Here is a 21,884-nt window from a genome sequence, read left to right as displayed (position 1 = left end):
TTCCTTCACATTCATATTTCTATCGAATTAGTATCCAAATCATGAAGCCAAGCAGCAAGCGCTTCGCCAACTTCATCTGGTGCGTCTTCTTGGGGATAGTGGCGTCCCGGTACAGTAACTTCGGTTTGCACGGGCCATGTACGGCAGAAATCGATGTGGGCTTGGGGCAATAGGCCGGGAGTGCATTGAATAAATAGCTTGGGAACAGCGCTTTGCGCCATCCACTCACCATACTCCGTGACGATTTCGGTTACATCAGCCGGATCTCCATCGAAGGGAAGTTGGCGTGCCCAACTTAGCATCGGACGGCGGCTTTCGCCTTGCTCCAGAAATGGCCGACGGTAATGCGCCAGCTCTATATCCGTTAGCTTACGTAATATGTTGACCGGCAAGTTGAACTCGATGAACGAATTTTGCTCTGACACCATTCGCTCTCCTTCCGGCGACCGGAGCGATTGGAATATGCTGCGTCCATTCTCCGGCATTTCACTCCAACTGCGCGGTTTGATGATCGCCTCCATGTACGCGATGCCTTTGACGGCGCCGGGATGGCGTTTACTCCAGTCGAAGCCTAGGGCCGATCCCCAGTCGTGAACGACGAAAGTGACACGCTCGCGAACACCGAGCTGAGCGAGCAGCTCGTCAAGATAGCGTCTGTGTTGGGCGAAGGTATAGGCTTGAGGCCCGCTATCCGGAAGCTTTGCCGAATCCCCCATTCCGATGAGATCAGGCACTATGCAGCGCCCGAACTTCTGGGCATATGGAATAATGTTGCGCCATAGATAGGAGGATGCTGGATTGCCGTGCAGGAATACGATTGGATCTCCGCTTCCTTCTTCCACATATGCCATTTCTAATCCGAATACTTGGTTTCGTTTTTTCTCATAAGGGAAGGTCTCGTTCATCATTTTTCATCACACCCTTCGATTTCATTTGATCATATTTAGAACGGGCGATTTCGATGGCATAAGCAACATCTTGCTCGGTATTCAAATAAACGGATAACCAGCCTGAATCCGGGTACATGTGATGCACACTTGCCTTCCCAGCTTCGACCCACCGCTTGCGTTCAGCAATCGGCACAAGGAGGTCAAACAAATGATTGCCGTGCAAATGCCCGATTTCCGTACCGTTTAGTTGAAACTCCACCCCTCCGAACCGATGCGGATGCTTGGTTACACCAGCCCAGCTTAACAGTTCTTCCGACAGGCCTGCTCCCCCAATCATGCTCATATTACGATTCCCCTTGTTCGGTCAGATTGTGAAGCACCATTTTCAGCAACTTGATGAATAATTCATACTCCTCATCGGCAATACCTTTCCGGGTTTTATTCTTCACACGAGCCAATGCTTCCTGTACCTTAGGTACCACCTCAAGTCCCGAGTCCGTCAAATAAAGCAGATGATAACGGTTGTCTTCAGGATCGGCTTCCCTCCTCACGTAACCTTCCGCTTCCAGCTTGGTTATGGCTTTGGCGGTAGTCGTTTTGTCAATAAGCAGTTTCTCGCTTAACGCCTTCTGAGTGATTGGTTGTTGGAATGCTATCGCCATAAGAAAAATATACTGTCCGCTTCCGATACGATAGGGTGCCAACTCGGCTGAAATCAATATTTGCATATGCCGGTAAATAGCCGAGATGTACGGACCGTGGGATTCCGCTGCGCTTTTGTCATTTTGACTGCAATGATCGCTCAATTGGTCGCCTCCTTCAATAGGATGTTATTGCAACTAATTTCAGAATACACCAAATAGGATGCTATTGCAACTAATTTTTGTAATATTTACCCAGCTCGCACTGCCGCCCAGCAATTTATCTAACTCGTTCCGCCAACTCTAAAATAATTCCCTCTGGCCCACGACAATAGCATAACTTAATAGTTCCTTCATAGGTTTGTATCTCACTAAAGATCTCCATACCTTTCTTTCTCAATTTTGCAACAATGCCTTCAATATCTTCGACAGTAAATGCAATATGTCGGATTCCCAGGGTATTGGCCAGAGGTTGTTGAATGTCTTGATCATCGGACGGCTTATAAAATTTGATTAATTCTATCCATACCTGACCGTCTGGTGTCCCCAATCCTACACAGGCTGTTTTGACATCATTCAGCCCAACTACCTGATTCAACAACTCTCCTTCCATTTCCCATTCCCCTTGCACCTTAAGGCCTAAATCGACGAAAAACTCCTTTGCGGCTGAGAGATCATTTACGACTACTCCCAAGTGATCTATTCTATGGATCTTCAAAAATCTACTACCTCCTATATCGCTGTTTCATTTCAGAATCAGTTTCATTAATCGATCGACTTCGTTCCGCCAACCGCCATCGATGCCGGGGGTATCCTGTAACATAAGACCCGTTATGACCGAGAAGTAGAAGAACAACAGCTTCTCCGGCTCACCTTCGGTGAATTCGCCGGCCTGTTGGCCTTGTTGGAACAACGGAACCAGCTTCCCGATCGTCCGGTCGGGTGAAGAGCTCGCCAAGATTTGCTTCGTCTGCTCCGGTACACCTTCCTCGATTTGCGCGTATCGCAGAAGCAAGAAGTAACTCTTGTGGCTTTCATCCAGCATCGTCAACGTGAAAGCTCTTAATCGTTCCTTTGGCGAGCCAGGGAGCCGCGAGATGTCCGCTAAGGATGTCTCCGCTTGGTCGAGAGCTTCTTGCACGAGCATTGTGAAGAGCTCTTCCTTCGAGCTGAAATACCGATAAGACAGTCCCTGGCTGACACCGGCTTCTTCCGCGATCATACTTATCTTCGCTGCCTGCAGCCCCCATTTGGCGAATACTTTCAAAGCCGCTTTCTTAATGCGTTCCCTTCGGTCATCGGGTAACATTGCTGGTTTCTGATCTTGATCTTGCTTCATTCACATTTCTTCCTTTCCGTTCGGCTCATTGCCAACTTTATAGTTGATTTTCGCTCATCTCCCATAACTGTTTCGCAGCTGCCGGATCCTGTGCCTGATTGGAAGGAACGGTGCGCTGCATATCCTTGTAATAGTGCCCGCTCGATAAGGACATTTCGTCGGAATCTGCGAGCCATACCAGCGTTTCGGCCCCTTTCTCCGGTGTGCGCGAGAACCGCTTCATGACGGACATCGTCATCCGTGCCAACGTTCCGTTGTCTTGGTTGAAATTCGTCGACACGAGCCCGGGGTCGAAGCAAGCTGCAGTAATGCCGGTTCCCTTCAGACGCCTTCCCAGCTCGGCGGTGAACATAATATTGGCAAGCTTCGTTTCGCCATAACGGAAGTTGGGACCGCCCATCAGTAAGTGTGGGAAACGAAAATTTTTCCGGCCGCTCTGGTCATCGAATCCGATACCGGTCCGTGCCATCTTGTGCCCATGGGAGGCGGTCGTGATAATGCGCCCATGTCCGCTCTCCTTCAACTTATTCAAGAGCAGCTTCGTCAGCAGGAACGGAGCCAAATGGTTAACCGCCCACGTCATCTCAATACCGTCTTCGGTAGTTAGATACTTAACGAACATCGCGCCTGCATTATTGATCAAAACGTCCAGCCTCGGCCATCTATTCTGAATATCCTTCGCCGCATCGCGAATCGACTGTTGTGAGGTCAGGTCGGCCAGAAAAATATCCACCTTGGCTTCTTTCCCTGCCGCCGCCTTCAATGCCGCTGCCGTCGCTTCCGCCTTCGACTGGCTGCGGGCTATGATTCCCACTATGGCCCCGCGCTTCACAAGCTCCTTGGCTGCTGCCAAACCGATTCCGCTAGTTGCGCCGGTAATGATGACGTATTTGCCTTTTACCGACCAAGTTCCTTCTTTTGCTTCCATCATTCAACACTCCCTCATAAGTGAATGAACCATTCATTCATTTGTTGACTCAAGCTTATACCTGAAAATGGAAAATGTCAACAACCATTTTGAACGCTTGTCACCGAATCCGCGCAAGCCTTGCGCGCGGTGCTACCGAAAAGGCAACCGTTCATTAGTCGGTTGCCTTTTGTCCAGTATCGTTATATCTTAAATGGAAATTCCACGCCTCGAACTTTGGAAAATATCATCGTATTACGCAAAGAGCCATCTACATCATACTTATCGTTTCGAAGTACCCCCTCTAGCGTAAATCCCAAGCGTTCGGCAACTCTAGCACTCCTTTTATTCCTTTCATCACATCTGATTTCGATACGATTCGCTTGTAACTCATTTATGGCGAAGTTCGTGATAGCTTCTACTGCTTCTGTAATGTATCCTTGCTTCGCATAGGAAGTACGTACCCAGTATCCAATTTCAAATTTACGTGATTGCCAATCTATCCTGTGTAGACCGCTGCTTCCAACAACCTCATCGGTTCCCTTACGTATAAGGAGTAACCTTAAATCAGAGCGATCCAAGAATTGTAGACGCGATTTACGGCAATTAATTTCGGACTCTTCGACTGTGGGAATGTTATTTGCCCACGGCATCCAGGGACGCAATTCCTCAATACTTTCTTTTACCGCCTCATTGACCTTAACGCCATCATTCCATAAGGGAGCACGTATAAGCAATCTTTTACTTTCGAAGCTCTCCGGTATCGAATAAATAATTGGATCAATTGCCGCCATATCAGTACCTCTTATTCGTTTAATTTTAAAATAATCCTATTTATTGAAATTAACTCAAATGGCCGGACTGCCCATGCTTCATATGGAAATTTCCCATGATTGAATGTTGATCTCACCACGAAGATACTCGCCATTCAAACCTGCATCCAATATATTCCATAGGATCATTGAACTTGTATCAAAAAAGCAGCCGATCATCTCTGACCAGCCGCCTTCATGCTTTGAATTACTGCTCTGTTAAGTTTATCGGACTCCCTTTCCCCAAACAAGTAATCTCATCCAATCGATGACTAAGACTGGTATTGGTCATCACTGACCTTTTCCAACCACTCCACCGCTTTACCGTCAAGACGTTCTTGAATAGCTATATGAGTCATAGCTGTGGTAGGCGAAGCTCCATGCCAATGTTTCTCACCTGGCGGGAACCACACCACGTCACCCGGGCTAATTTCTTCAATCGGACCTCCCCAGCGTTGAACGCGTCCTTTGCCTGCCGTTACGATAAGCGTTTGACCGAGCGGATGAGTATGCCACGCCGTGCGTGCACCTGGCTCGAACGTAACGCTGGCTCCAGCTCCGCGGGCAGGTTCAGCCGCTTCAAATAGTGGATCGATGCGAACCGTGCCGGTAAAATAATCAGATGGTCCTTTACCCGATGGTTGGGATCCAACTCTTTTAATTTCCATTTTCTAAACGCCTCCGTTTGAATTACATATTTGTTTTCACGTTGTTCTTGCCATCATTGACATTCTCTCGCCGCGATTCGATTCTCACAAGTCGGGAATGACTGCGCGTGCAAGGTGCCTGGCCGGAAGACGCACTTCCCGCAATTTGTCCATGTGATTCCATCGCTAAGCTATGGGCAGCGACAAATGGCGTGCCGGCAACGAAGGTAAATACAACGGCGAATAAAATACCATTTACAAGAGCATAACCCATAAATAGTATCTCTTATAACCCCCCAAAAAACAAACACGCCAATCTATGAACTGAACAAAGTGACCAGACTCCCTTCATTGGGGAGAAGAGCGACACGGTTGATCATCTTCAGCAGAGAGATGAATTTCGTCATTGCGATACCGCGGTAGGTATCGCGGGTAATCACGCGAAATGACGAAGCCAGCCGATGCGGCCACCCGCGGTTAGACTCGCTTATACTGCATTGCGCGGGTCTGCGCTGCAGTAACTGGAAAAACTCCATTTAATCCAGTGTCCAGACAGCCCTCGGCACGGTATAAAAGGAATTTCTCCTGTTAAAATTAGCGGTTGGCGAATCAGTACGGCACTTATCGAGAAATTAACAGGAGATTTTCCAGTTATTGTATCATCCGAAGGGGAAATCGGTTGCAATAACTGGAGAAATTCCTGTTACGCTTCATGCCGCACTCGCAACTGCCTCGCTTTGGTCCACTCCACGTTTCCCTACACTTGTATCTGCCTCGCTTTCATGCACCCTGCGTCTCCCCGCGCTTGTAACTGCATCGCTTTCGTACACTCTGCGTCTCCCCCGCGCTGCCACGCTCTAAGCTGATCTGCGCTGCAGTAACTGGAAAAACTCCAGTTAATCCAGTGTCCAGACAGCCCTCGGGACGGAATAAAAGGAATTTCTCCTGTTAAAATTAGCGATTGGCGAGCCAGTACGGCACTTATCGAGAAATTAACAGGATAATTTCCAGTTATCAAAAGCGAGCACGCTCTGCCGGTTGGCTCGAGCTCCGGAGCGTGGGCCGCCGGCTTTTTTGCTCGTTCTGTTGCTGCGCTGTGTTGCCCTGCAGAGCCGGGTAGCGCCAATCACCATTCGGATTTATAAAGTGGCTATGTCGATGACGAACCGGTAACGCACGTCACTGCGCAAAATTCGCTCGTACGCTTCGTCCACTTGATCGGCCCGGATGACCTCAATTTGAGGAACAATGCCATGCGCCGCGGCAAAATCAAGCATCTCTTGCGTTTCCCGAAGTCCGCCAACTAAGGACCCCGCTACACTTCGTCTGCTCATGATTAGCGAGAAAACGTTGTATTGACTTGGTTCCGCCGGTGCGCCGACATGAATAAGCGTTCCGTCTACGCGAAGCAGCGATAAATACGCATCGACATCAATATTGGCGGACACCGTGTTTAGAATCATGTCGAAACGGCCGGCTAACGTGTGGAAAATTTCAGGATCCAGCGTTGAGAAATAATGATCCGCGCCAAAGCTCAATGCCTCGTTTTCCTTATCTTTTGCCCGGCTTAAGACCGTAACTTCAGCCCCCATGGCATGCGCAAACTGGATGGCTACGTGGCCAAGACCACCCATCCCCAGAATAGCTACCTTTTTCCCAGGACCGGCTTTCCAACGTTTCAGAGGGGAATAGGTGGTAATACCGGCACACAATAGCGGACTGGCTACATCTAACCCTAAAGAATCCGGAATATGCACGACGAATCTTTCGGTAACTACAATGTTTTGGCTATAACCGCCATAGGTTGGATTGCCCTCATAGTCCAAGGAATTGTAAGTAGCTACAAAACCTTTGGAACAATGCTGTTCTTCTCCCTGTAGACAATACTCGCACTCTCCACAGGAGTCCACATAGCAGCCTACGCCTACCCGATCACCAACTGCAAACTTCGTTACCTGCTCCCCTACTGCCGTTACAATCCCGGTAATTTCATGACCAGGCACCATGGGGAAGATTCCCCCGGCCCAGTCCCCGTGTGCGCTATGAATATCAGAGTGGCAAATCCCGCTGAACTTAATATCGATCGAGACGTCATTCGCCCGTAATTGTCTTCTTTCAATTGTTGCCTTTTCGAATGATGCTTTGGCAGCAGTAACTCTTAAAACACGAGTTTTACACATGAATATGATCTCCCTTCCAATTTAACCAAACTATGATGATTAACCAAATCGGATTGATTAATCAACTAGTGTTTATTATTATATAATTAAATACGTCTTATCAATGGTTAAATAATCGCGATCTGTTGATATATCAACAGATTGCTCGATCCTGTTAAATAACTTAGAAAGATTGGTGAATATAAAGATGGCTAAAGTGGATAGGAGAATTATCAAAACACAGGAAGCTTTGAAAAAAGCGGTAATTGAATTAATGACGGAGAAAAATTTCGATGATATAACTATTCAAGATATTGCCGATCGGGCAAATTTAAATCGCGGAACCATCTATCTTCACTATCAAGACAAATTTGATCTATTGGATAAGCTCATAGAATCCCACCTGAATGAATTAGGTGAGATGGACGAATGGGCATGCAAGATGGATTGGAACGAGGCACTCGTCCCCTATTTTGAATATTTTGAGAAAAACTATTTGTTTTTTTCGACCATGTTAGCAAGTACTGGCGTTCCTTCGGCTTTCAGAACCCGGCTGTTAGCTTCTTTTATGGAAGGGTTCAAAGGTGAAATTGACAGAGAAAGCGGAAAAAATGCGGATTTATTGGATGATGTCATGCTGCAATATGCCGGCACCGCGTATGTCGGTGTCATCGAATGGTGGATCAGGAATGGAATGCCCCATTCTCCTCAAGTGATGGCTAAGCAGGTCGGAACGCTGTTAGAGAGAAATCTGTAGAAACAACAAAAAGAAGGCACGCTTCGGTGCCTTCTTTCTTTTTGTCGTTCCTTCCTCTTTCTGCCGCGGATAGCCTTACTTGCTCCGCTCCAGCACCAGCACATAGCCGCGCGTCCCGTCCAAGCGAATGCGGTCGCCGTCGCGGATCAAGGTCGTCGCCCCGTCGATGCCGACGACCGCCGGCAGCCCGTACTCCCGGGCTACCACGGCGCCATGCGTCATCAACCCCCCGACCTCCATCACCAGCCCGACGGCGGAATGGAACAGCGGCGTCCAACCCGGGTCGGTGAAAGGGGCGATCATAATTTCGCCCTTGTTCAGCTTCGCCTCCTCCGGCCGCAGCACCACGCGGGCGATGCCCTCTATGACGCCGGCGGATACCGGCGTTCCGACGAATGCGCCCTCGGGGGCATCCTGCAGCTTGCGCCGGCCGATAATCATTTCGCCTTCGCTCGTCATCAGCCTTGGTGGCGTCAGAGCGCGGAAGCGCTCCAGCTCCTCCTTCCGCTGCTCGAGCAGCACAGCAAGCCCGGCCGGCCGCTCGCCCTCGGTCAGCTGCAGCAGCTCGTCGAGTGTCAAATAAAACACATCATCCGCCCGCTTCAGCACGCCCGTTTTGACCAGCGAGTGACCTTCGTCGAGAAGTCCTTCGCGCACGAGGCGGAAGTGCTGCATCATTAAATATTTGGGATGCTCCCGCAGCCCCATCAACCCGCGGTATACGCTAATCAACCGCGACATCAGCTTCGCCTTCAGCCTGCCGAAAGATTGAGCGCGCAGGCGCTTCAGCAAGTCTCTTGCTGCAGTCTCCGCTTCGAGAGCGCCTTCGGCGAACTTGGTCCGGTGCTCCCCAGGCTCCATACTCCGCATATGGCTGCCGATCGACGGCAGCAGCGTGCTCGGGTCCTCGTACCACCGGGGGCGCGTGATGTCGATTTCGCCGGGGCACCTCATTCCGTAAAGCTCCATGAACCGGTCCCACTGCTGTCCGAATGCATCGCCGCCTTCCACCTGCCGCAGCTTCTCCCTGAACTGAAGAGGATCGCCGTGCAGGATCAGCTCGGTCACCTGCGGGTACGGTCTTGCCGCATCCGCCAGATCGCCGATCATGAGCCCCATCTCACTCGTAATGTTGCCAGGAAGTCCTCGATTGAGCACATGCACGACCTCGGTATCGCCTAACCACTTGATTGACAGTGCATTCACCAGCCGCGACGAAATAATTCCGGCAAGCGGATAGGGGATCAACTGGGGAAAAATGATCAGCAGCAGCAAACCGATATGCTCCTGAAGTCGGACGACCCGTTCAACGCCGGAGATGCCCGATAGCCGCTTTCTCCCCTCTTGGATCGAAGCTGCGATGTATGCATTTACTTCAGGATGTGCTTCGGAGACAGGAGCGTACAGCAGCTTGCGCACCACCTTCCCCAGCACGGGACGAATAAAGCGAAGAACGCCTTTTTTCACACCGGGCGCTGAAGGGAGATGTTGAACGTATGACTTCCGCTTCACGAGTTCCGCTACGCCGAGGCCGATCATTTCATCGACGTTGGCCAATACCTTAGGTAAAATAATGCGGGCCTCCTTCACCGTCAACAGCTTCGTGATATCGATGTAGACCCTTCCACCGACCGCCGCCGTGTGGTCGTTCATCGACCGGATGCCCGTTTTGCCGAATGGAAAAAGCGTGCGAAGCACGGACAGCCCCATCGGCTTCATCGCGTCCGTCATCATCTGTTGATGGCCGAAGGAAACGAGCAAATGCGGGCTCTCCCCTGCCGGGATATTCATCTCAGGCAGCGGATACAACGAAGTGATCGGCCGGCTCTGTACGATATAGAATTGCCCTTGCGCGAAACACCACTCGATGTCCTGCTCCGACCCGTAATGCCGCTTGATCTTCTCGCCGAGCGCAGCGAGCTCCAAAATCCGCGCATCGTCCAGCGCCTGCAGCTCCTGCTCCGCCTCCGGCAGCTCCTTCGTTACGGTGCCTCCCTCTGCGAGCGCATAGATAGCCAGCTTCTTGCGGGAGACGGTCTTCGTCAGCAGCTTTCCTGACCTCACCTGGTATAGGTCGGCGGATACTTGCCCGGACACGAGCGCCTCTCCCAAGCCGAAGCTGGCGTCAATCGACACCGTTCCCCGGTGGCCCGTAATCGGATCGGCCGTAAACAGGATGCCGGATACTTCGGGGAACACCATGCGTTGCACGACAACGGATAGCTGCACGGCACGGTGATCGAACCCATGGCGTGCTCTGTACGATATCGCCCGATCGGTGAACAGCGACGCCCAGCATTTGAGGACCGCGTCTAACAGTGCGGCTTCCCCGCATACATTCAGATAAGTATCCTGCTGACCGGCGAACGAAGCCGTCGGCAAATCCTCCGCCGTGGCGCTCGAGCGCACCGCATACGCTTGATCCGCTCCGGACCGGTGCCAGCTTTGTACGATTGAGGTGCGAATATCATCCGGAACAGGCATGCTCACCAGATGCTCGCGGATGAGCTGGCCCAATACCGTAATTTCCCCTAGTTGATCCGCCTCAACCTTATTCAACCGCCCAAATAATTCGTCTATAAGGACACTCTGCTGCAGGAACGCCCGGTACGCCTCCGTAGTGACACAAAAGCCCGAGGGAACGGGAAAACCCGCCTTCGTCATTTCGCCCAAATTCGCGCCTTTGCCTCCGACAAGTGGAAGGCTGTTCTTATCCAGCTGGCCAAAATCAAGCACATAAACGCTCATGGTTATTCGCTCCTCTTATTGGATTCATCCGTGCGAAGACCGTACATAAATAAACCAAACAACGTTTCGCCCATCTCGACCATCGTAACCCCATACTTGGCGGCCACATCTGGACGCGCCATCCGATGGATGCTTTCCAGCATGATGGCTGTCACTAGCTTGGGATTAACGTTCCGGATATGTCCCTCCTGCATCGCCCGCTGAAGCAGCCGTTCGATGAACGTGAGCTGAGCACTGCGGAAAGCTTCCAGCTTCTCCCATAAGCTCGGAATATATTTTTGGATATCGTTCAAAAACAGCGGATGCAGCTTGATAAGCTCCCCCTTGATGCCCATAAACACGCGCTCAAATACGTCCAGCGGATGACCTGTCGTCTCCATATGCTCCTTGACATGAATCGCAACCGCTTTCAAGACCGTTTCTAGCACCGCTTCGGCAATCTCCTCTTTCCCGCTAAAGTACAGATACAGCGTCTTCTTGCTCATCCCGAGGCGGGACGCCAATTCGCTCAGCGTCACGCCGCGATAACCTTGGGCATTAAATAGATCGGCCGCCTCTTGAACGATGCGCGACCGGACCGATTCATCCATCCGCACAATCCCTCCTATCCACTCCGGAAACCAGTTTGGTTTCTATAGTTTCCATTGTACACATCCGCCTTCCCGATCGCAAGAGTGTAAGCTCATTACCGGCCGGCAAAATGAAGGGATTGTTCGATTCCGATTACAAATGAGAGCCCCCGCTAGCATCGAGACATTGCCCGGTTATCCAGCGGCTGTCGGGAGAGGCTAGGAAAGCAGCAATATCCGCGACATCCTCCGGCTGCCCCCATCTTCCAAAGATAGAGAAGTCGGCTCCGAATTTGTTGGAAGCAGGATCTTGCAGCATGCCCGCATTCATATCCGTGGCTACGAATCCGGGTTGGATGGCATTGATCGTAATTCCACGTGGGCCGAGCTGTTTGGATAGTGCAAGCGTTAGTGTATTTATTGCCCCCTTAGTCATACTGTATGCCGGAATCGCAGGCAGTGAAATTCTTGTTATAGCAGACGACATATTAATGATTCGGCCTTCGTCTCTTAAACGTGGTAATGCTTGTTGAATCAGGAAAAATGGCATTTTCACATTCATGTCCATGATTTCTTCGAATGCCTCCACCGTCGTATCTTCAATTGGGGATACGAGAGCAATCCCTGCGTTGTTCACTAAGATATCGAAGTGATTGTCACCTGTACGCTCGATCAACAACTCATCTAATAAATGATAGAGTGTCTGAATACTTTCTGAAGAACCCAGTTTCGTACCAATCGTGAATGCTCTTCCTCCATTTTGCTCAATATCTTGTACGACTTCCTCTGCAGCTTGCTTGTTCGTACCATAATGAACGGCAACTAATGCTCCCTCTTGCGCTAAACGCAGTGCGATGGAACGTCCGATTCCCCGGCTTGCGCCTGTGACCAAAGCAACTTTCCCCATTAATCTAGTCATTGATTTATCTCCTTTTGTTTTGTATGACTTACAAGATAGTTATAACACGAGGCAAATTTTGTAATGTTGCGCTTATATTCTTCCTTGCTATGTCTTCCATCATATACAAACAGAAGCCGCAGTCAAAGGTTGTTAGCGAACATCCTTTGACTGCGGCTTCTGAACATGTATCTATGTTTCATCTCTATAAGTTACTGCATGCCAACACGAACGGATTGCACCGTTGATGTTCTCACTGCTTAATTCGAAAACTCCGTGCAGATGGGCCTTCAGCATGTAAACAAATGTGCCGTAATGCATCTGCACCATCATTTTCGGATTCATCGGGATAAACAGCTTCTCCTGAATGGCTTCCTCATATAACTCGTTCATGGGCCCGCACCATCCGCCGGTGTAGACTTCCTGCTTGACCTCTTCATAAATGTAAGGCGAGAACGAATACTGCTCAATAAACTGAAAGCCTTGAGGATATTGTTTTCCCAGTTCGATAACCTTATGCCAACCGTGTTCAAACCTGTCACGAATCGTAGTGCCCTTCTGCAAGCCTTCTCGCACATATTCTCCGTTAAATGTAACAATAGCTTTATACAATTCGTTTACGATATCTTCTTTACTTTTGAAATAATGATAAATATTCCCCGTCGACACACCTGACTCCTTAGCGATAAGCGCCATGGAGGTAGCCTGTAATTCCTTACGGATGATGATGTTCAGTGTGGTTTCAAGGACAGCCTGCTGCACCTTGTTATAGTTCTTCTCAAACATGGAGTTATCCCGCTCCCACCATTGGATCGAATGATCATTCTAAACTAACATACACCTCATCCAATCCGTAGTCAAGTTTGGCAGATCCGCCTGGCGCTAGGACAAATCGTTTTAAATAGGCGCTTACATATAATTTCTAGCGATCGTCTCCAAATATTCTTCAATGGGCACAGCATGTCTAAGCGCCATGAGATCATTGCCTGCTGTTCCGATGATCGTGCGAAATTTATTACTCTTCCCTGTCGCCAAACCGATGATGGCATCTACGATCATCTGCGGATCATCCAAGGAAGAGTTGGATTCCGCATGATTCATTACATGCTGCACTTTCGTCATTAGAGCGTCGTAATCCCGAATGTTTTCATCTTGGTTCCAAGTGATATTGCTCTTGAAATTATTTCCTGTGGAACCTCCCTGCTCGATTAATCGAAGCTCGATATGGAGCGGCTTCAGCTCGTAATAAAGGCCTTCCGTCAGTCCTTCCAAAGCAAATTTAGACATATTATAGAGGGATCCGAGCGGCACCGCTGTCGTGATTCCCATGAACGAGCTGATATTGATGAACATGCCTCCGCCATTCGCTCTGAAATGTGAGATAAATTTGCGGATCACATTGATCGGTCCTCGCGTATTAACAGCGAATTGCCAGTCGATTGCTTCCTCTTCCGCTAATTCCAATGCCCCGTAAGTCCCCATACCGGCATTATTGATGACGACATCGATTTTACCGAATGCGGCTATGGCTTGTTCTGCCGCCGTTTGAACCTCCTGCACATTGGTGACGTCGAGTTTGAAAATTTTGATATTCCCGTAACGGGTAAGCTCCGTTTCTTTGTCCGGTGTACGCATGGTTGCAGCTACATTCCAGCCCATCTCTGCAAACCGGATAGCTGTAAGTTTTCCCAGACCTGAACTGGTTCCTGTAATAAAAACGGTTTTATTCATGTGTAAAAACCTCCAAATTTTAAATTGAACGTTCATTCTATTCTGCGCGCATGGATATAGATCGAATGTTCATTCTATTATGTAACACGATTTATTTTCTGTCAAACACAAAAAAGAACAGCTGCCGGCCGCGGCAATCTGCTCCTTGGTTTGGAACTTCATTCCTTTCGTGTGATTCTCCTGCTCCCCTTACCTTTAATCCCAAATCTTAGGCCGCTTTAATCCGGCAGTTCTCATATAATCTAATAGCTGCCCTGCATGGACAGCTTCATGGTAGGCAATTCTCATCAGCATATCGCCTAATGCCCGAACATATCCGACGTCGCTTCGATCAATCTGAATGTTGGTTAAATCCTCTTGATCATAAGCTTTAATTGTATGGATAAAGGCGTTCCGATAAGGCTCAGAAAAGTTGAGTTCTTCTTGAAGTGTTGTAAAAACACGCGTCTCGTAGGGGGATTCATAGCTCTCTAGACTCCCTTTATTCAACAAGGCCAGATGATAGTAATGTTCGCTATCCAGTACATGGCGGATCATCTCTTTCATGCTCATAGCCTCCGAATCCGGTCTCCAGTCCATATATTCGTCAGGGATACTCTCCCAAACCAGGATGCTTCTGCGCCGAACCTCATTCAAATTGTGAACTATTGCTTCTACTGAATTCATGACAGCTTCCTTTCATTTCCCAATTTCCACTTTATTATATCAGAACTTACGTTCGTAATAAAGCCACCATTCGATCAGTCAAAAAAGGAACCGCCCTCTACGGGCGGCGTTCGTGTTACAGCGTACTGGAGGCTTGTTTCAACAAATCGGCCAGCATGCCGCTATCCATCTCTTGGCCGTTGCGAAACTTGATCGTTTTCCGTTCCGGTGGGCCGTCGAACAACCCTTCGGGCAGCTCTAGTCCAGTCGCGTTGAAAATCGTGAAGCTAACAGCGTCCTTCGATTTTGAAATTACCGCAGCATATTTCTTATTCTTAAGAAAATGAGGCTTGTTGTATTGGATGCGCTCCTGAACATCGGGAATCGCGTTATGAACGACTTGGCGCAAATCCTGGCACAGCTGGCCCTGCCACGGCTCTTTGACTTTCTCAATAAATTCGGTAACTTCTTGGCTCAAGTGACTTCTCCTCTCATAATGGCCTTATTCCATGGCGCAATCCGAAGCGCGCTTTAAGAGCAACTCTCGTTCTTTATCATTTCGCGTAAGGTTTGCAGCACGTTTGAATTCGATAGATGCTTCCTGTCTGCGGCCCAGCTTCATGAGGAAGTCCCCTCGTACGCTGGGCAAAAGATGATAGTTTTTCATGGACGGTTCTTGGATCAATGAATCAACAACTTCCAGGCCTACTTCCGGCCCGAACGCCATTGACAGCGCAACGGCGCGATTCAGTTCGACTACGGGCGACGGTGCGACTTGGGAGAGCGCGTCATAAAGCGCCGAAATGCGGACCCAATCCGTCTCCGAAGCCGTACGGGCACTGGCGTGACACGCTGCGATTGAAGCTTGGATCAGATAAGGACCGAAGACTTGGCCAAGACGTTCTGCCCGCGTTATGGCAGTCAGTCCCCGGCGGATAAGCAGGTGATCCCATAACGCCCGGTTCTGGTCCATCAGTAGAATCGGTTCCCCGCTCGGACTGACCCGCGCCCGGAATCTAGACGACTGAATTTCCATCAATGCGACGAGTCCATGGACTTCCGGTTCTTCGGGAGCTATCTCCGCCAGAATTCGTCCAAGCCGAAGCGCCTCATGGCATAGGACAGGTCGAATCCAGCTAGCGCCGGAAGTCGCCGCGTATCCTTCGTTGAACATGAGATAAATGACTTCGAGCACAGAAGACAATCGCGCGGCCAGCTCGTTCTTCGGCGGCAATTCGAATGGGACGCGCGCGGCCGTTAGCGTACGCTTCGCGCGAACGATCCGCTGTGCGACAGTCGGTTCCGGAACGAGGAAGGCGCTTGCGATTTCTTCGGTGGTCAATCCCCCGAGCAGCCGGAGCGTTAGCGCCACCCGAGCCTCGGCCGAAAGAACAGGATGGCATGACGTGAAGATAAGGCGAAGAAGATCATCGCCGACGGGATCGTCCAGCGCTTCCTCCCAGTCCGGTTCCTGCTGCCTGTCGATCTCCCGGCCGATCTCCTCATATTTGCGGTCGCGCAGCTTATTCCTGCGCAGGTGATCGATAGCCCTCCGTTTGGCAGTAGTCATCAGCCACGCTTCAGGGTTCTCAGGTATGCCCATCTCCTGCCACCGTTCAAGCGCAATGATAAGCGCATCTTGCGCCAGATCCTCGGCAAGCCCGACATCACGAACCATACGTGCCAGACTGGCGATGATTTTGGCCGACTCAATGCGCCAGATTCCATCGATGGTGCGGTGGACAGCCGATTCCTTCACTGCTTCGGATTCCTTCTAACCCGTGCTTGCATGTCGGTTACTTTGGCTAACGCTTCAGGGTCCTGTGTCAGCTCCGACACCTCGAACACTTGGCGCAGCTCAATGACACCTTCCCCGAAGCCATGCGGATCGGGCATCCGCATCGCCCACTCGATCGCCTCTTCCCTCGACTTCACCTCGATCAGCGTGAATCCCGCGATCAGCTCCTTCGCCTCCGTGAAAGGGCCGTCCACCACCTTCGGCTTCCCGCCCGGTTCGGGATAAGCGATACGAATCGCACCCGAACTTGGGTGTAGTCCTTCCGCTGCGACTAACACGCCGGCCCTCGCCAGCTCCTCGTTATACCTCGCCATGGCGTCAAAAAGCTCTGGATTCGGCATAGCCCCCGCCTCCGAATCTTTAGTCGCATGGACAATCATCATGAATCTCATCGAAAAATTCCTCCTAGTCTATGATTTGCCTTCATCTACACAACGAACGGAAAACCTCGGAATCGACAGGCCGAAAAAAAATTTTAGTAATTGTTCTATCATTAATAGAATGCCAATTGTTGGACACGTCGCTACTATACGACCTAATCAACCATTCGTCAAGTAATATCAACCGACTGGTCTAATTAAGATTGACTTCACCCCCTACATTCACTACGATATAGCTAACGTAAGCACTGGAGGTCCAATTTAATGGGTGAAATCAGAAATGCTGAACGCACGCGGAGAGCGATACTTCAAGCAGCAAAGGAAGAATTTTATGATAAGGGCTATGGCGGGGCTAGAATTGAAGCGATTGCCAAAAGGGCTGGGTGCAATAAGCAATTAATCTATCATTACTTTAGAAGCAAAGATCAGCTTATTAATGAAGTTATCGATGATTTCCTTACTTCACTGCCGCAAGGAAATTTTGCTCTTCCGTCTAATCCTGTTGAGATCGCGGAATTCAGATACAAAGTCAATGTGGATCACTTAAGGGATTTTCTAAAATATACAGCGTGGGAAGCTATCGAGTCGATACCTGAGAATAGCAACGGTGTGGAACGAAGAACGAATGTTCTGCAATCTTATGTTGAGGATATGAAGTCTAAACAGGAGATGGGCTTGGTGCCACAAGAGCTGGACCCTGCTCTCATCACCTTGATGATATCCAGTTTGACGATCTACCCTCTCCTTTACAGTAACGTTACGCGAATGATCACTGGATATTCTGCCGAGGATCCGGAATTTCAAAAGCAATGGGCGATGTTTTTACACCTTATAAGCGGACGCATTTTTGAAAATGTATAATCGAAACTGTGACTTTGTCACAGATTGAACTTCAACTTTATGCTAGCATCTTCAAGATAAGAAGCGAACAACTTAAGGAGCTGAACCGGTTGATATTGTCTGAACATCGATCTCGAATCATCTCATTATTTCCGAGCTTGGCAGACATTACCGAGCAGGACTGGAATCATGCTGGCATGAAAGTCATTCAGATGGAACCAAATTATATGATTGAAGAAGGACACTTTCTGGAGCACGCCATCCTGATTTTGGAGGGCACTGTCAGAATGTACAAAATAAGCGGCGGAGGCCGCGAAATCACGTTATACAGGATTCACAGCGGCGAATGCTGTCCTTTGATGACCTCTAGCATTTTAGGCGAGAGCGAATATGAGGCTTCCGCTTGCGTAGAAACGCCCGGATTAGTGCTGATTATACCTGTGGAGATTTTTCGGGACTGGACGGACCGCTATAAGAATTTCCGACAGTTCATCTTCAAATCTTTCGCCAAACGAATCGTCATCATGTCCAATCTGCTTGACAGCATCCATTTCAAATCCATTCGCGGAAGAATTTCGGAGTACCTGGTTCAAATGGCTGTTCAATCCGGTAATTCCGATACCCTTTATGTGACCCATGATAGCTTGTCCGTTGAGCTGGGGACGGCCCGTGAAGTGATCAGCAGAATGCTAAAGTCACTCGAGAAAGAAGAAATGATTAAGCTGTCGCGGGGAAAAATCACGATTATGAACCGAAGCGCACTCGAAAATTATATCGAATGATAATTTGTCCAACCAAAGCCACCCTGTCGTTCGGGTGCTTTTTTTTGTTTTTTAAATTCTTGACTATGTATGACATTTCGTTATGTGACAAAGTTACGGTTCATTACTATCCGTCCTTGTTATTATCGTATCTGTACCCAATCAAACCTCGAAACAAGAAAGGAGACATCTTATCATGAAAAACGTTGGAGGAGCAGATCGCGCCATTCGCATTCTTTTAGCTTTTGCCCTATTATCTTTGTTTGTAGTCCTGTCCGGTTACTGGAAATTATTCGGATTGGCTGCACTGCCGCTTCTGGTTACTGGTCTGACACAAAAATGTGCAATCAATAAATTCATCGGCCGCAATTCTTGCAGCATCCGATAAACGGCTGCAAGCCGAATTAACTTATATAGCAAGGGAGCTGTGCCGACTCGGCTGACAGCTCCCTGCTTTTTGAAATGGTGTTTCGTCTGTCGGATGTTCATTTGTTTACATAAGATTTTTTATGTCTACAATTTGGAAATTACCGAATGATTTTTAGCCAATGTCTCATAGCTTCTCAAAGCAATAAAAAAGCCCATACCTAAAAAGGTACGGGCGAACTCTGCTTACACTTGAGCCGTTGTGTTTTTGAGCCAGTCTTCGAAACGTGTCGTAGCAATACGCGCGTTGCTGCTATCGCTTGGTACGAGCGATTGATCATTGACCGCTGCGGATCCGAAGTAGAGCGCGTTGTCGTCCGTAACCACTTGACGCGGATCTTGAGTCGCTCTCAAGTATTGCCGGACCACTTCATCAAGAGGAATTTGATCGGGACCAGCCACATCAACGATGCCATTCACAGGCTCCCCGACAGCGAAATCCGCCATCGCAGCTGCAACATCATCCGATACCATAGGCTGCATAAGGGCTGAAGGCAAACGAACGGTGTCCCCTTCTGTCGCCACATAGGCAATGCTCCCGATGAATTCGAAGAACTGTGTTGCACGTACGATTGTATAAGGAATGCCGGAAGTCTGGATGAGTTCTTCTTGAGCCATTTTCGCACGGAAATAACCGCTTTGCAGCAGGCGATCGGTACCGACGACCGATAAGGCGACGTGATGACTTACGCCAGCGGCTGCTTCTGCAGCAAGCAGGTTCTTAGTCGAAGTTACGAAGAAATCCATAACGTCCTGATCTTCAAACGAAGGCGAGTTCGAGACATCCACAACAATCTGTGCGCCTCGAAGCGCTTCTGCCAGCCCCTCGCCAGTGAGTGTGTTGACACCTAGAGAAGGCGATGCTGCTACGACCTCATGACCAAGCTGACGAAGGTTGTTGACTGTTTTTTTGCCAATAAGTCCGCTGCCGCCAATAACTACAATTTTCATATTTATCCTCCTAATTTTTAGCCCAATCCAATGGACTAGAATAATTTTTTTTGTTGAACACTATGAAGACAACTGGCAGTTTCAATGTGTGACAAAGAATTTCATGAGTGATATTTTATTTGAAGTTATCGCCAGTAAAAGCAAGGAGCGAAAGAAAGAATAACAAGGAAACAAGTATAAAAATACCCATACTTACATAAGCAGATACTTTTTGGGATCGCGGTGAAACTGTGATGCCCCAGCTGATCAGGAAGGCCCATAAACCATTGCTGAAATGGAAAACCGCTGACAATATACCGATGACATACAGAGTAAAGTACACGGGATTCACAGCAATTTGATGCATCGTCGAACCTAGATCTTCATGTGTAATATGCCCCATATAAATTTGCAACCGCGTATTAAAAAAATGCCAAAAGACAAAAATAAAAGTAACAATCCCAGTAATGCGCTGCAGTGTGAACGCCCAGTTACGGCCGTATGCATATTGTCCGGCGTTCAGATTGGACTGATAAGCCATGTAAAGTCCATAAATGCCGTGAAACAATATTGGCAGGTAGATCCCAAAAATCTCAAGCAGCGGCTTTAACGGCAGACTGTTGATGACATGCACGTAGGTAGCGAACCCATCCGGCCCTCTTTCGTAGGCTTGGAAGTTGATCGATACGTGTACAAGAATAAAACCTCCCAGAGGAATGACCCCGAGCAGTGAGTGCAATTTGCGCCAGTAATATGAATTTCCTATCGTTTTTCACCTCTCTAAGTTGACTTATTTCCGGCAAGTGTATGAAAGATTCGAACACTTATAAGACAATCGGCGGCTTCCGTATGTGACATGTGAGATGAACCATTTTTTATATGTAAGTTGGAAAATAACAGTCAATAGCCAGTAAATTCACGAAAGCGACAAAGATTTTTGACAGAATCATGAGGCTTTGTTGAGGATCTGCACATAAACGACCCCTATATGGTAACCTGAAACTATAGAAGTGAATTTATATAAAAGGGTGTGTTAGCGGCATGCGAATCCAAGGCAATACGGTTAGTATCGAGCGAGTTCCCATCTCATTCACGAAGGTCCTCTTCGAGACGATCAAAATTGGCATTATTAAGTCGAACCTCATTGCAATGATCGCAGGGCTCAGCATGGCGTTGTTCGTTCATCATATACCGTTCTTCGATAAGATTGGTAACATTATGTTGGCATTGATCGGATCTGCCTTGGTGATCGGGGCGGCCGGAATCTTTAATAACTTGTACGACCGCGATATCGATCGCATGATGGAACGGACGAAAAATAGGCCGACGGTTTCCGGTATCATTGACATCGGGAGCGGGTTGATCATTGGGTGCTGGATTGCGATTGGCGGGCTTGTAGCCTTGTATATTGCTTCTCCCCTAGCCGCTTTCGTAGGATTTCTGGGGCTGTTTCTCTATGTCGTGCCTTATACCATGTGGACGAAACGCCGGACGATCTATAATACGGAGGTTGGAAGCTTGTCAGGTGCGATGCCTCCGTTAATCGGTTGGGCTGCGATCTCGCCTGATATTCTGCACCCCCACGCGATCGCCATTTTCTTGTTAATGGTTATTTGGCAAATGCCGCATTTCTATGCCATCGGGATTCGGCGAATGGAGGAATACCGGGCGGCTAACATCCCGATGCTGCCGGTCGTCAAGGGGATACGCAGAACGTATTTGCAAATGAACGTGTATCTGGTTGCGCTGATCCTAAGCAGCTTTTTGTTCTGGTCCTTTAATCCTTACATCGCCATAGCGAATGCCCTCCTGAGCTTAGGTTGGTTGATTCTGAGCATCAACGGATATCACCGCAAGCAGGAGGACAAGTGGGCCCGTTCGATGTTTATTTTCTCGCTAAATCACATCACGGTGCTCATGTTGATGATTATCGGCTACTCTCTCGGTGCACCTATGCTATCATAAAATGCTTGCAGGAAATAAGAACACCTCAAGGGTATCCCCTA

27 protein-coding genes are annotated in these 21,884 nt (G+C 48.9%); 5 read left to right on the top strand and 22 right to left on the bottom strand.

Annotated elements, in window-relative coordinates; translation table 11 throughout:
• Positions 1-11 precede the first annotated feature (11 nt).
• The 11 genes from PUT07_RS25785 to PUT07_RS25735 all read right to left on the bottom strand — a co-directional run bounded on the left by PUT07_RS25785 (position 12) and on the right by PUT07_RS25735 (position 7,416).
• Entirely contained in the window at positions 12-908 is an 897-nt protein-coding gene (locus PUT07_RS25785; RefSeq protein WP_274471615.1) for a haloalkane dehalogenase, read from the bottom strand.
• The gene (locus PUT07_RS25780; RefSeq protein WP_274471614.1) at positions 883-1,233 is read right to left on the bottom strand and encodes a luciferase domain-containing protein; all 351 of its coding nucleotides are present in this window, start codon (positions 1,231-1,233) and stop codon (positions 883-885) included. The genes PUT07_RS25785 and PUT07_RS25780 overlap by 26 nt, the downstream gene beginning before the upstream one ends.
• 1 nt (position 1,234) lies before the next feature.
• Positions 1,235-1,696 (bottom strand): MarR family winged helix-turn-helix transcriptional regulator, encoded by a 462-nt coding sequence (locus PUT07_RS25775; protein WP_274471613.1) that lies wholly within the window; start codon positions 1,694-1,696, stop codon positions 1,235-1,237.
• A 115-nt stretch (positions 1,697-1,811) separates the two neighbouring features.
• Positions 1,812-2,249, bottom strand: a complete 438-nt coding sequence (locus PUT07_RS25770; RefSeq protein WP_274471612.1) for a VOC family protein — start codon at positions 2,247-2,249, stop codon at positions 1,812-1,814.
• Positions 2,250-2,276: 27 nt separating this feature from the next.
• A complete protein-coding gene (locus tag PUT07_RS25765) occupies positions 2,277-2,870 on the bottom strand; it encodes a TetR/AcrR family transcriptional regulator (protein ID WP_274471611.1) in 594 nt (197 codons plus the stop codon).
• A gap of 37 nt (positions 2,871-2,907) precedes the next feature.
• Entirely contained in the window at positions 2,908-3,801 is an 894-nt protein-coding gene (locus tag PUT07_RS25760; protein ID WP_274471610.1) for an SDR family NAD(P)-dependent oxidoreductase, read from the bottom strand.
• A 179-nt stretch (positions 3,802-3,980) separates the two neighbouring features.
• Positions 3,981-4,571, bottom strand: a complete 591-nt coding sequence (locus PUT07_RS25755; protein ID WP_274471609.1) for a GNAT family N-acetyltransferase — start codon at positions 4,569-4,571, stop codon at positions 3,981-3,983.
• Between the two features lie 290 nt (positions 4,572-4,861).
• The gene (locus PUT07_RS25750) at positions 4,862-5,257 is read right to left on the bottom strand and encodes a (R)-mandelonitrile lyase (RefSeq protein WP_274471608.1); all 396 of its coding nucleotides are present in this window, start codon (positions 5,255-5,257) and stop codon (positions 4,862-4,864) included.
• A 22-nt stretch (positions 5,258-5,279) separates the two neighbouring features.
• A complete protein-coding gene (locus PUT07_RS25745) occupies positions 5,280-5,510 on the bottom strand; it encodes a hypothetical protein (RefSeq protein ID WP_274471607.1) in 231 nt (76 codons plus the stop codon).
• Between the two features lie 43 nt (positions 5,511-5,553).
• Entirely contained in the window at positions 5,554-5,772 is a 219-nt protein-coding gene (locus tag PUT07_RS25740) for a hypothetical protein (RefSeq protein ID WP_274471606.1), read from the bottom strand.
• 603 nt (positions 5,773-6,375) lie between these two features.
• Positions 6,376-7,416 carry an NAD(P)-dependent alcohol dehydrogenase gene (locus tag PUT07_RS25735; RefSeq protein WP_274471605.1) on the bottom strand — a complete coding sequence of 347 codons (1,041 nt, stop codon included), beginning with the start codon at positions 7,414-7,416 and terminating at the stop codon, positions 6,376-6,378.
• A 187-nt stretch (positions 7,417-7,603) separates the two neighbouring features.
• Between PUT07_RS25735 and PUT07_RS25730 the strand changes: the two genes are divergently transcribed.
• Positions 7,604-8,152 (top strand): TetR/AcrR family transcriptional regulator, encoded by a 549-nt coding sequence (locus tag PUT07_RS25730; protein ID WP_274471604.1) that lies wholly within the window; start codon positions 7,604-7,606, stop codon positions 8,150-8,152.
• Positions 8,153-8,227: 75 nt separating this feature from the next.
• Here PUT07_RS25730 and PUT07_RS25725 read toward each other — a convergent pair whose 3' ends face one another.
• The 9 genes from PUT07_RS25725 to PUT07_RS25685 form a co-directional block, all read right to left on the bottom strand.
• Positions 8,228-10,900: a phosphoenolpyruvate synthase gene (locus PUT07_RS25725; protein WP_274471603.1), complete on the bottom strand. Its 2,673-nt coding sequence runs from the start codon at positions 10,898-10,900 to the stop codon at positions 8,228-8,230.
• A 2-nt stretch (positions 10,901-10,902) separates the two neighbouring features.
• Positions 10,903-11,490, bottom strand: a complete 588-nt coding sequence (locus tag PUT07_RS25720; RefSeq protein ID WP_274471602.1) for a TetR/AcrR family transcriptional regulator — start codon at positions 11,488-11,490, stop codon at positions 10,903-10,905.
• A gap of 133 nt (positions 11,491-11,623) precedes the next feature.
• On the bottom strand, positions 11,624-12,388 hold the full coding sequence (locus PUT07_RS25715; protein WP_274471601.1) for an SDR family oxidoreductase: 765 nt from the start codon (positions 12,386-12,388) through the stop codon (positions 11,624-11,626).
• 171 nt (positions 12,389-12,559) lie between these two features.
• The gene (locus tag PUT07_RS25710; RefSeq protein WP_274471600.1) at positions 12,560-13,153 is read right to left on the bottom strand and encodes a TetR/AcrR family transcriptional regulator; all 594 of its coding nucleotides are present in this window, start codon (positions 13,151-13,153) and stop codon (positions 12,560-12,562) included.
• Between the two features lie 123 nt (positions 13,154-13,276).
• Positions 13,277-14,098, bottom strand: coding sequence for an SDR family oxidoreductase (locus tag PUT07_RS25705; RefSeq protein ID WP_274471599.1), 822 nt, complete (start codon positions 14,096-14,098; stop codon positions 13,277-13,279).
• A 195-nt stretch (positions 14,099-14,293) separates the two neighbouring features.
• Complete coding sequence (locus PUT07_RS25700; RefSeq protein WP_274471598.1) at positions 14,294-14,764, bottom strand: DinB family protein; 471 nt, start codon at positions 14,762-14,764, stop codon at positions 14,294-14,296.
• Between the two features lie 115 nt (positions 14,765-14,879).
• A complete protein-coding gene (locus PUT07_RS25695; RefSeq protein ID WP_274471597.1) occupies positions 14,880-15,221 on the bottom strand; it encodes a DUF1801 domain-containing protein in 342 nt (113 codons plus the stop codon).
• 24 nt (positions 15,222-15,245) lie between these two features.
• Positions 15,246-16,502: an RNA polymerase sigma factor gene (locus PUT07_RS25690; RefSeq protein WP_274471595.1), complete on the bottom strand. Its 1,257-nt coding sequence runs from the start codon at positions 16,500-16,502 to the stop codon at positions 15,246-15,248.
• Complete coding sequence (locus PUT07_RS25685; protein ID WP_274471594.1) at positions 16,499-16,933, bottom strand: YciI family protein; 435 nt, start codon at positions 16,931-16,933, stop codon at positions 16,499-16,501. The genes PUT07_RS25690 and PUT07_RS25685 overlap by 4 nt, the downstream gene beginning before the upstream one ends.
• A 252-nt stretch (positions 16,934-17,185) precedes the next feature.
• Between PUT07_RS25685 and PUT07_RS25680 the strand changes: the two genes are divergently transcribed.
• The 3 genes from PUT07_RS25680 to PUT07_RS25670 all read left to right on the top strand — a co-directional run bounded on the left by PUT07_RS25680 (position 17,186) and on the right by PUT07_RS25670 (position 18,910).
• On the top strand, positions 17,186-17,782 hold the full coding sequence (locus PUT07_RS25680; RefSeq protein ID WP_274471592.1) for a TetR/AcrR family transcriptional regulator: 597 nt from the start codon (positions 17,186-17,188) through the stop codon (positions 17,780-17,782).
• 89 nt (positions 17,783-17,871) lie between these two features.
• Positions 17,872-18,543, top strand: a complete 672-nt coding sequence (locus tag PUT07_RS25675) for a Crp/Fnr family transcriptional regulator (protein ID WP_274471591.1) — start codon at positions 17,872-17,874, stop codon at positions 18,541-18,543.
• 175 nt (positions 18,544-18,718) lie between these two features.
• Complete coding sequence (locus PUT07_RS25670; RefSeq protein ID WP_274471589.1) at positions 18,719-18,910, top strand: YgaP family membrane protein; 192 nt, start codon at positions 18,719-18,721, stop codon at positions 18,908-18,910.
• A gap of 224 nt (positions 18,911-19,134) precedes the next feature.
• On the opposite strand, the gene PUT07_RS25665 is transcribed toward PUT07_RS25670, so the two are convergent.
• Together PUT07_RS25665 and PUT07_RS25660 are read right to left on the bottom strand one after the other, a co-directional pair.
• Complete coding sequence (locus PUT07_RS25665) at positions 19,135-19,899, bottom strand: SDR family oxidoreductase (protein ID WP_274471588.1); 765 nt, start codon at positions 19,897-19,899, stop codon at positions 19,135-19,137.
• A 115-nt stretch (positions 19,900-20,014) separates the two neighbouring features.
• A complete protein-coding gene (locus PUT07_RS25660) occupies positions 20,015-20,644 on the bottom strand; it encodes a succinate dehydrogenase cytochrome b558 subunit (protein ID WP_274471677.1) in 630 nt (209 codons plus the stop codon).
• A gap of 275 nt (positions 20,645-20,919) precedes the next feature.
• On the opposite strand from PUT07_RS25660, the gene cyoE reads away from it, so the two are divergent.
• Positions 20,920-21,843: a heme o synthase gene (cyoE, locus tag PUT07_RS25655; RefSeq protein ID WP_274471587.1), complete on the top strand. Its 924-nt coding sequence runs from the start codon at positions 20,920-20,922 to the stop codon at positions 21,841-21,843.
• Positions 21,844-21,884 lie beyond the last annotated feature (41 nt).

Source organism: Paenibacillus sp. MAHUQ-63 (assembly GCF_028765165.1).
In the GTDB taxonomy this organism is placed as follows: domain Bacteria; phylum Bacillota; class Bacilli; order Paenibacillales; family NBRC-103111; genus Paenibacillus_E.
Note: the sequence above shows the minus strand (reverse complement) of the source record. Positions and strands in the feature narration are given on the sequence as shown.

Bases quoted from the DNA above. Each gene is read 5' to 3' on its own strand.
- PUT07_RS25725 (WP_274471603.1), bottom strand. From the start codon at position 10,900: ATGAGCGTTTATGTGCTTGATTTTGGCCAGCTGGATAAGAACAGCCTT.
- PUT07_RS25685 (WP_274471594.1), bottom strand. From the start codon at position 16,933: ATGAGATTCATGATGATTGTCCATGCGACTAAAGATTCGGAGGCGGGG.
- PUT07_RS25735 (WP_274471605.1), bottom strand. From the start codon at position 7,416: ATGTGTAAAACTCGTGTTTTAAGAGTTACTGCTGCCAAAGCATCATTC.
- PUT07_RS25700 (WP_274471598.1), bottom strand. From the start codon at position 14,764: ATGAATTCAGTAGAAGCAATAGTTCACAATTTGAATGAGGTTCGGCGC.
- cyoE (WP_274471587.1), top strand. From the start codon at position 20,920: ATGCGAATCCAAGGCAATACGGTTAGTATCGAGCGAGTTCCCATCTCA.
- PUT07_RS25720 (WP_274471602.1), bottom strand. From the start codon at position 11,490: ATGGATGAATCGGTCCGGTCGCGCATCGTTCAAGAGGCGGCCGATCTA.
- PUT07_RS25665 (WP_274471588.1), bottom strand. From the start codon at position 19,899: ATGAAAATTGTAGTTATTGGCGGCAGCGGACTTATTGGCAAAAAAACA.
- PUT07_RS25765 (WP_274471611.1), bottom strand. From the start codon at position 2,870: ATGAAGCAAGATCAAGATCAGAAACCAGCAATGTTACCCGATGACCGA.
- PUT07_RS25670 (WP_274471589.1), top strand. From the start codon at position 18,719: ATGAAAAACGTTGGAGGAGCAGATCGCGCCATTCGCATTCTTTTAGCT.
- PUT07_RS25760 (WP_274471610.1), bottom strand. From the start codon at position 3,801: ATGATGGAAGCAAAAGAAGGAACTTGGTCGGTAAAAGGCAAATACGTC.
- PUT07_RS25680 (WP_274471592.1), top strand. From the start codon at position 17,186: ATGGGTGAAATCAGAAATGCTGAACGCACGCGGAGAGCGATACTTCAA.
- PUT07_RS25710 (WP_274471600.1), bottom strand. From the start codon at position 13,153: ATGTTTGAGAAGAACTATAACAAGGTGCAGCAGGCTGTCCTTGAAACC.
- PUT07_RS25730 (WP_274471604.1), top strand. From the start codon at position 7,604: ATGGCTAAAGTGGATAGGAGAATTATCAAAACACAGGAAGCTTTGAAA.
- PUT07_RS25745 (WP_274471607.1), bottom strand. From the start codon at position 5,510: ATGGGTTATGCTCTTGTAAATGGTATTTTATTCGCCGTTGTATTTACC.
- PUT07_RS25785 (WP_274471615.1), bottom strand. From the start codon at position 908: ATGATGAACGAGACCTTCCCTTATGAGAAAAAACGAAACCAAGTATTC.
- PUT07_RS25780 (WP_274471614.1), bottom strand. From the start codon at position 1,233: ATGAGCATGATTGGGGGAGCAGGCCTGTCGGAAGAACTGTTAAGCTGG.
- PUT07_RS25755 (WP_274471609.1), bottom strand. From the start codon at position 4,571: ATGGCGGCAATTGATCCAATTATTTATTCGATACCGGAGAGCTTCGAA.
- PUT07_RS25750 (WP_274471608.1), bottom strand. From the start codon at position 5,257: ATGGAAATTAAAAGAGTTGGATCCCAACCATCGGGTAAAGGACCATCT.
- PUT07_RS25715 (WP_274471601.1), bottom strand. From the start codon at position 12,388: ATGACTAGATTAATGGGGAAAGTTGCTTTGGTCACAGGCGCAAGCCGG.
- PUT07_RS25740 (WP_274471606.1), bottom strand. From the start codon at position 5,772: ATGGAGTTTTTCCAGTTACTGCAGCGCAGACCCGCGCAATGCAGTATA.
- PUT07_RS25705 (WP_274471599.1), bottom strand. From the start codon at position 14,098: ATGAATAAAACCGTTTTTATTACAGGAACCAGTTCAGGTCTGGGAAAA.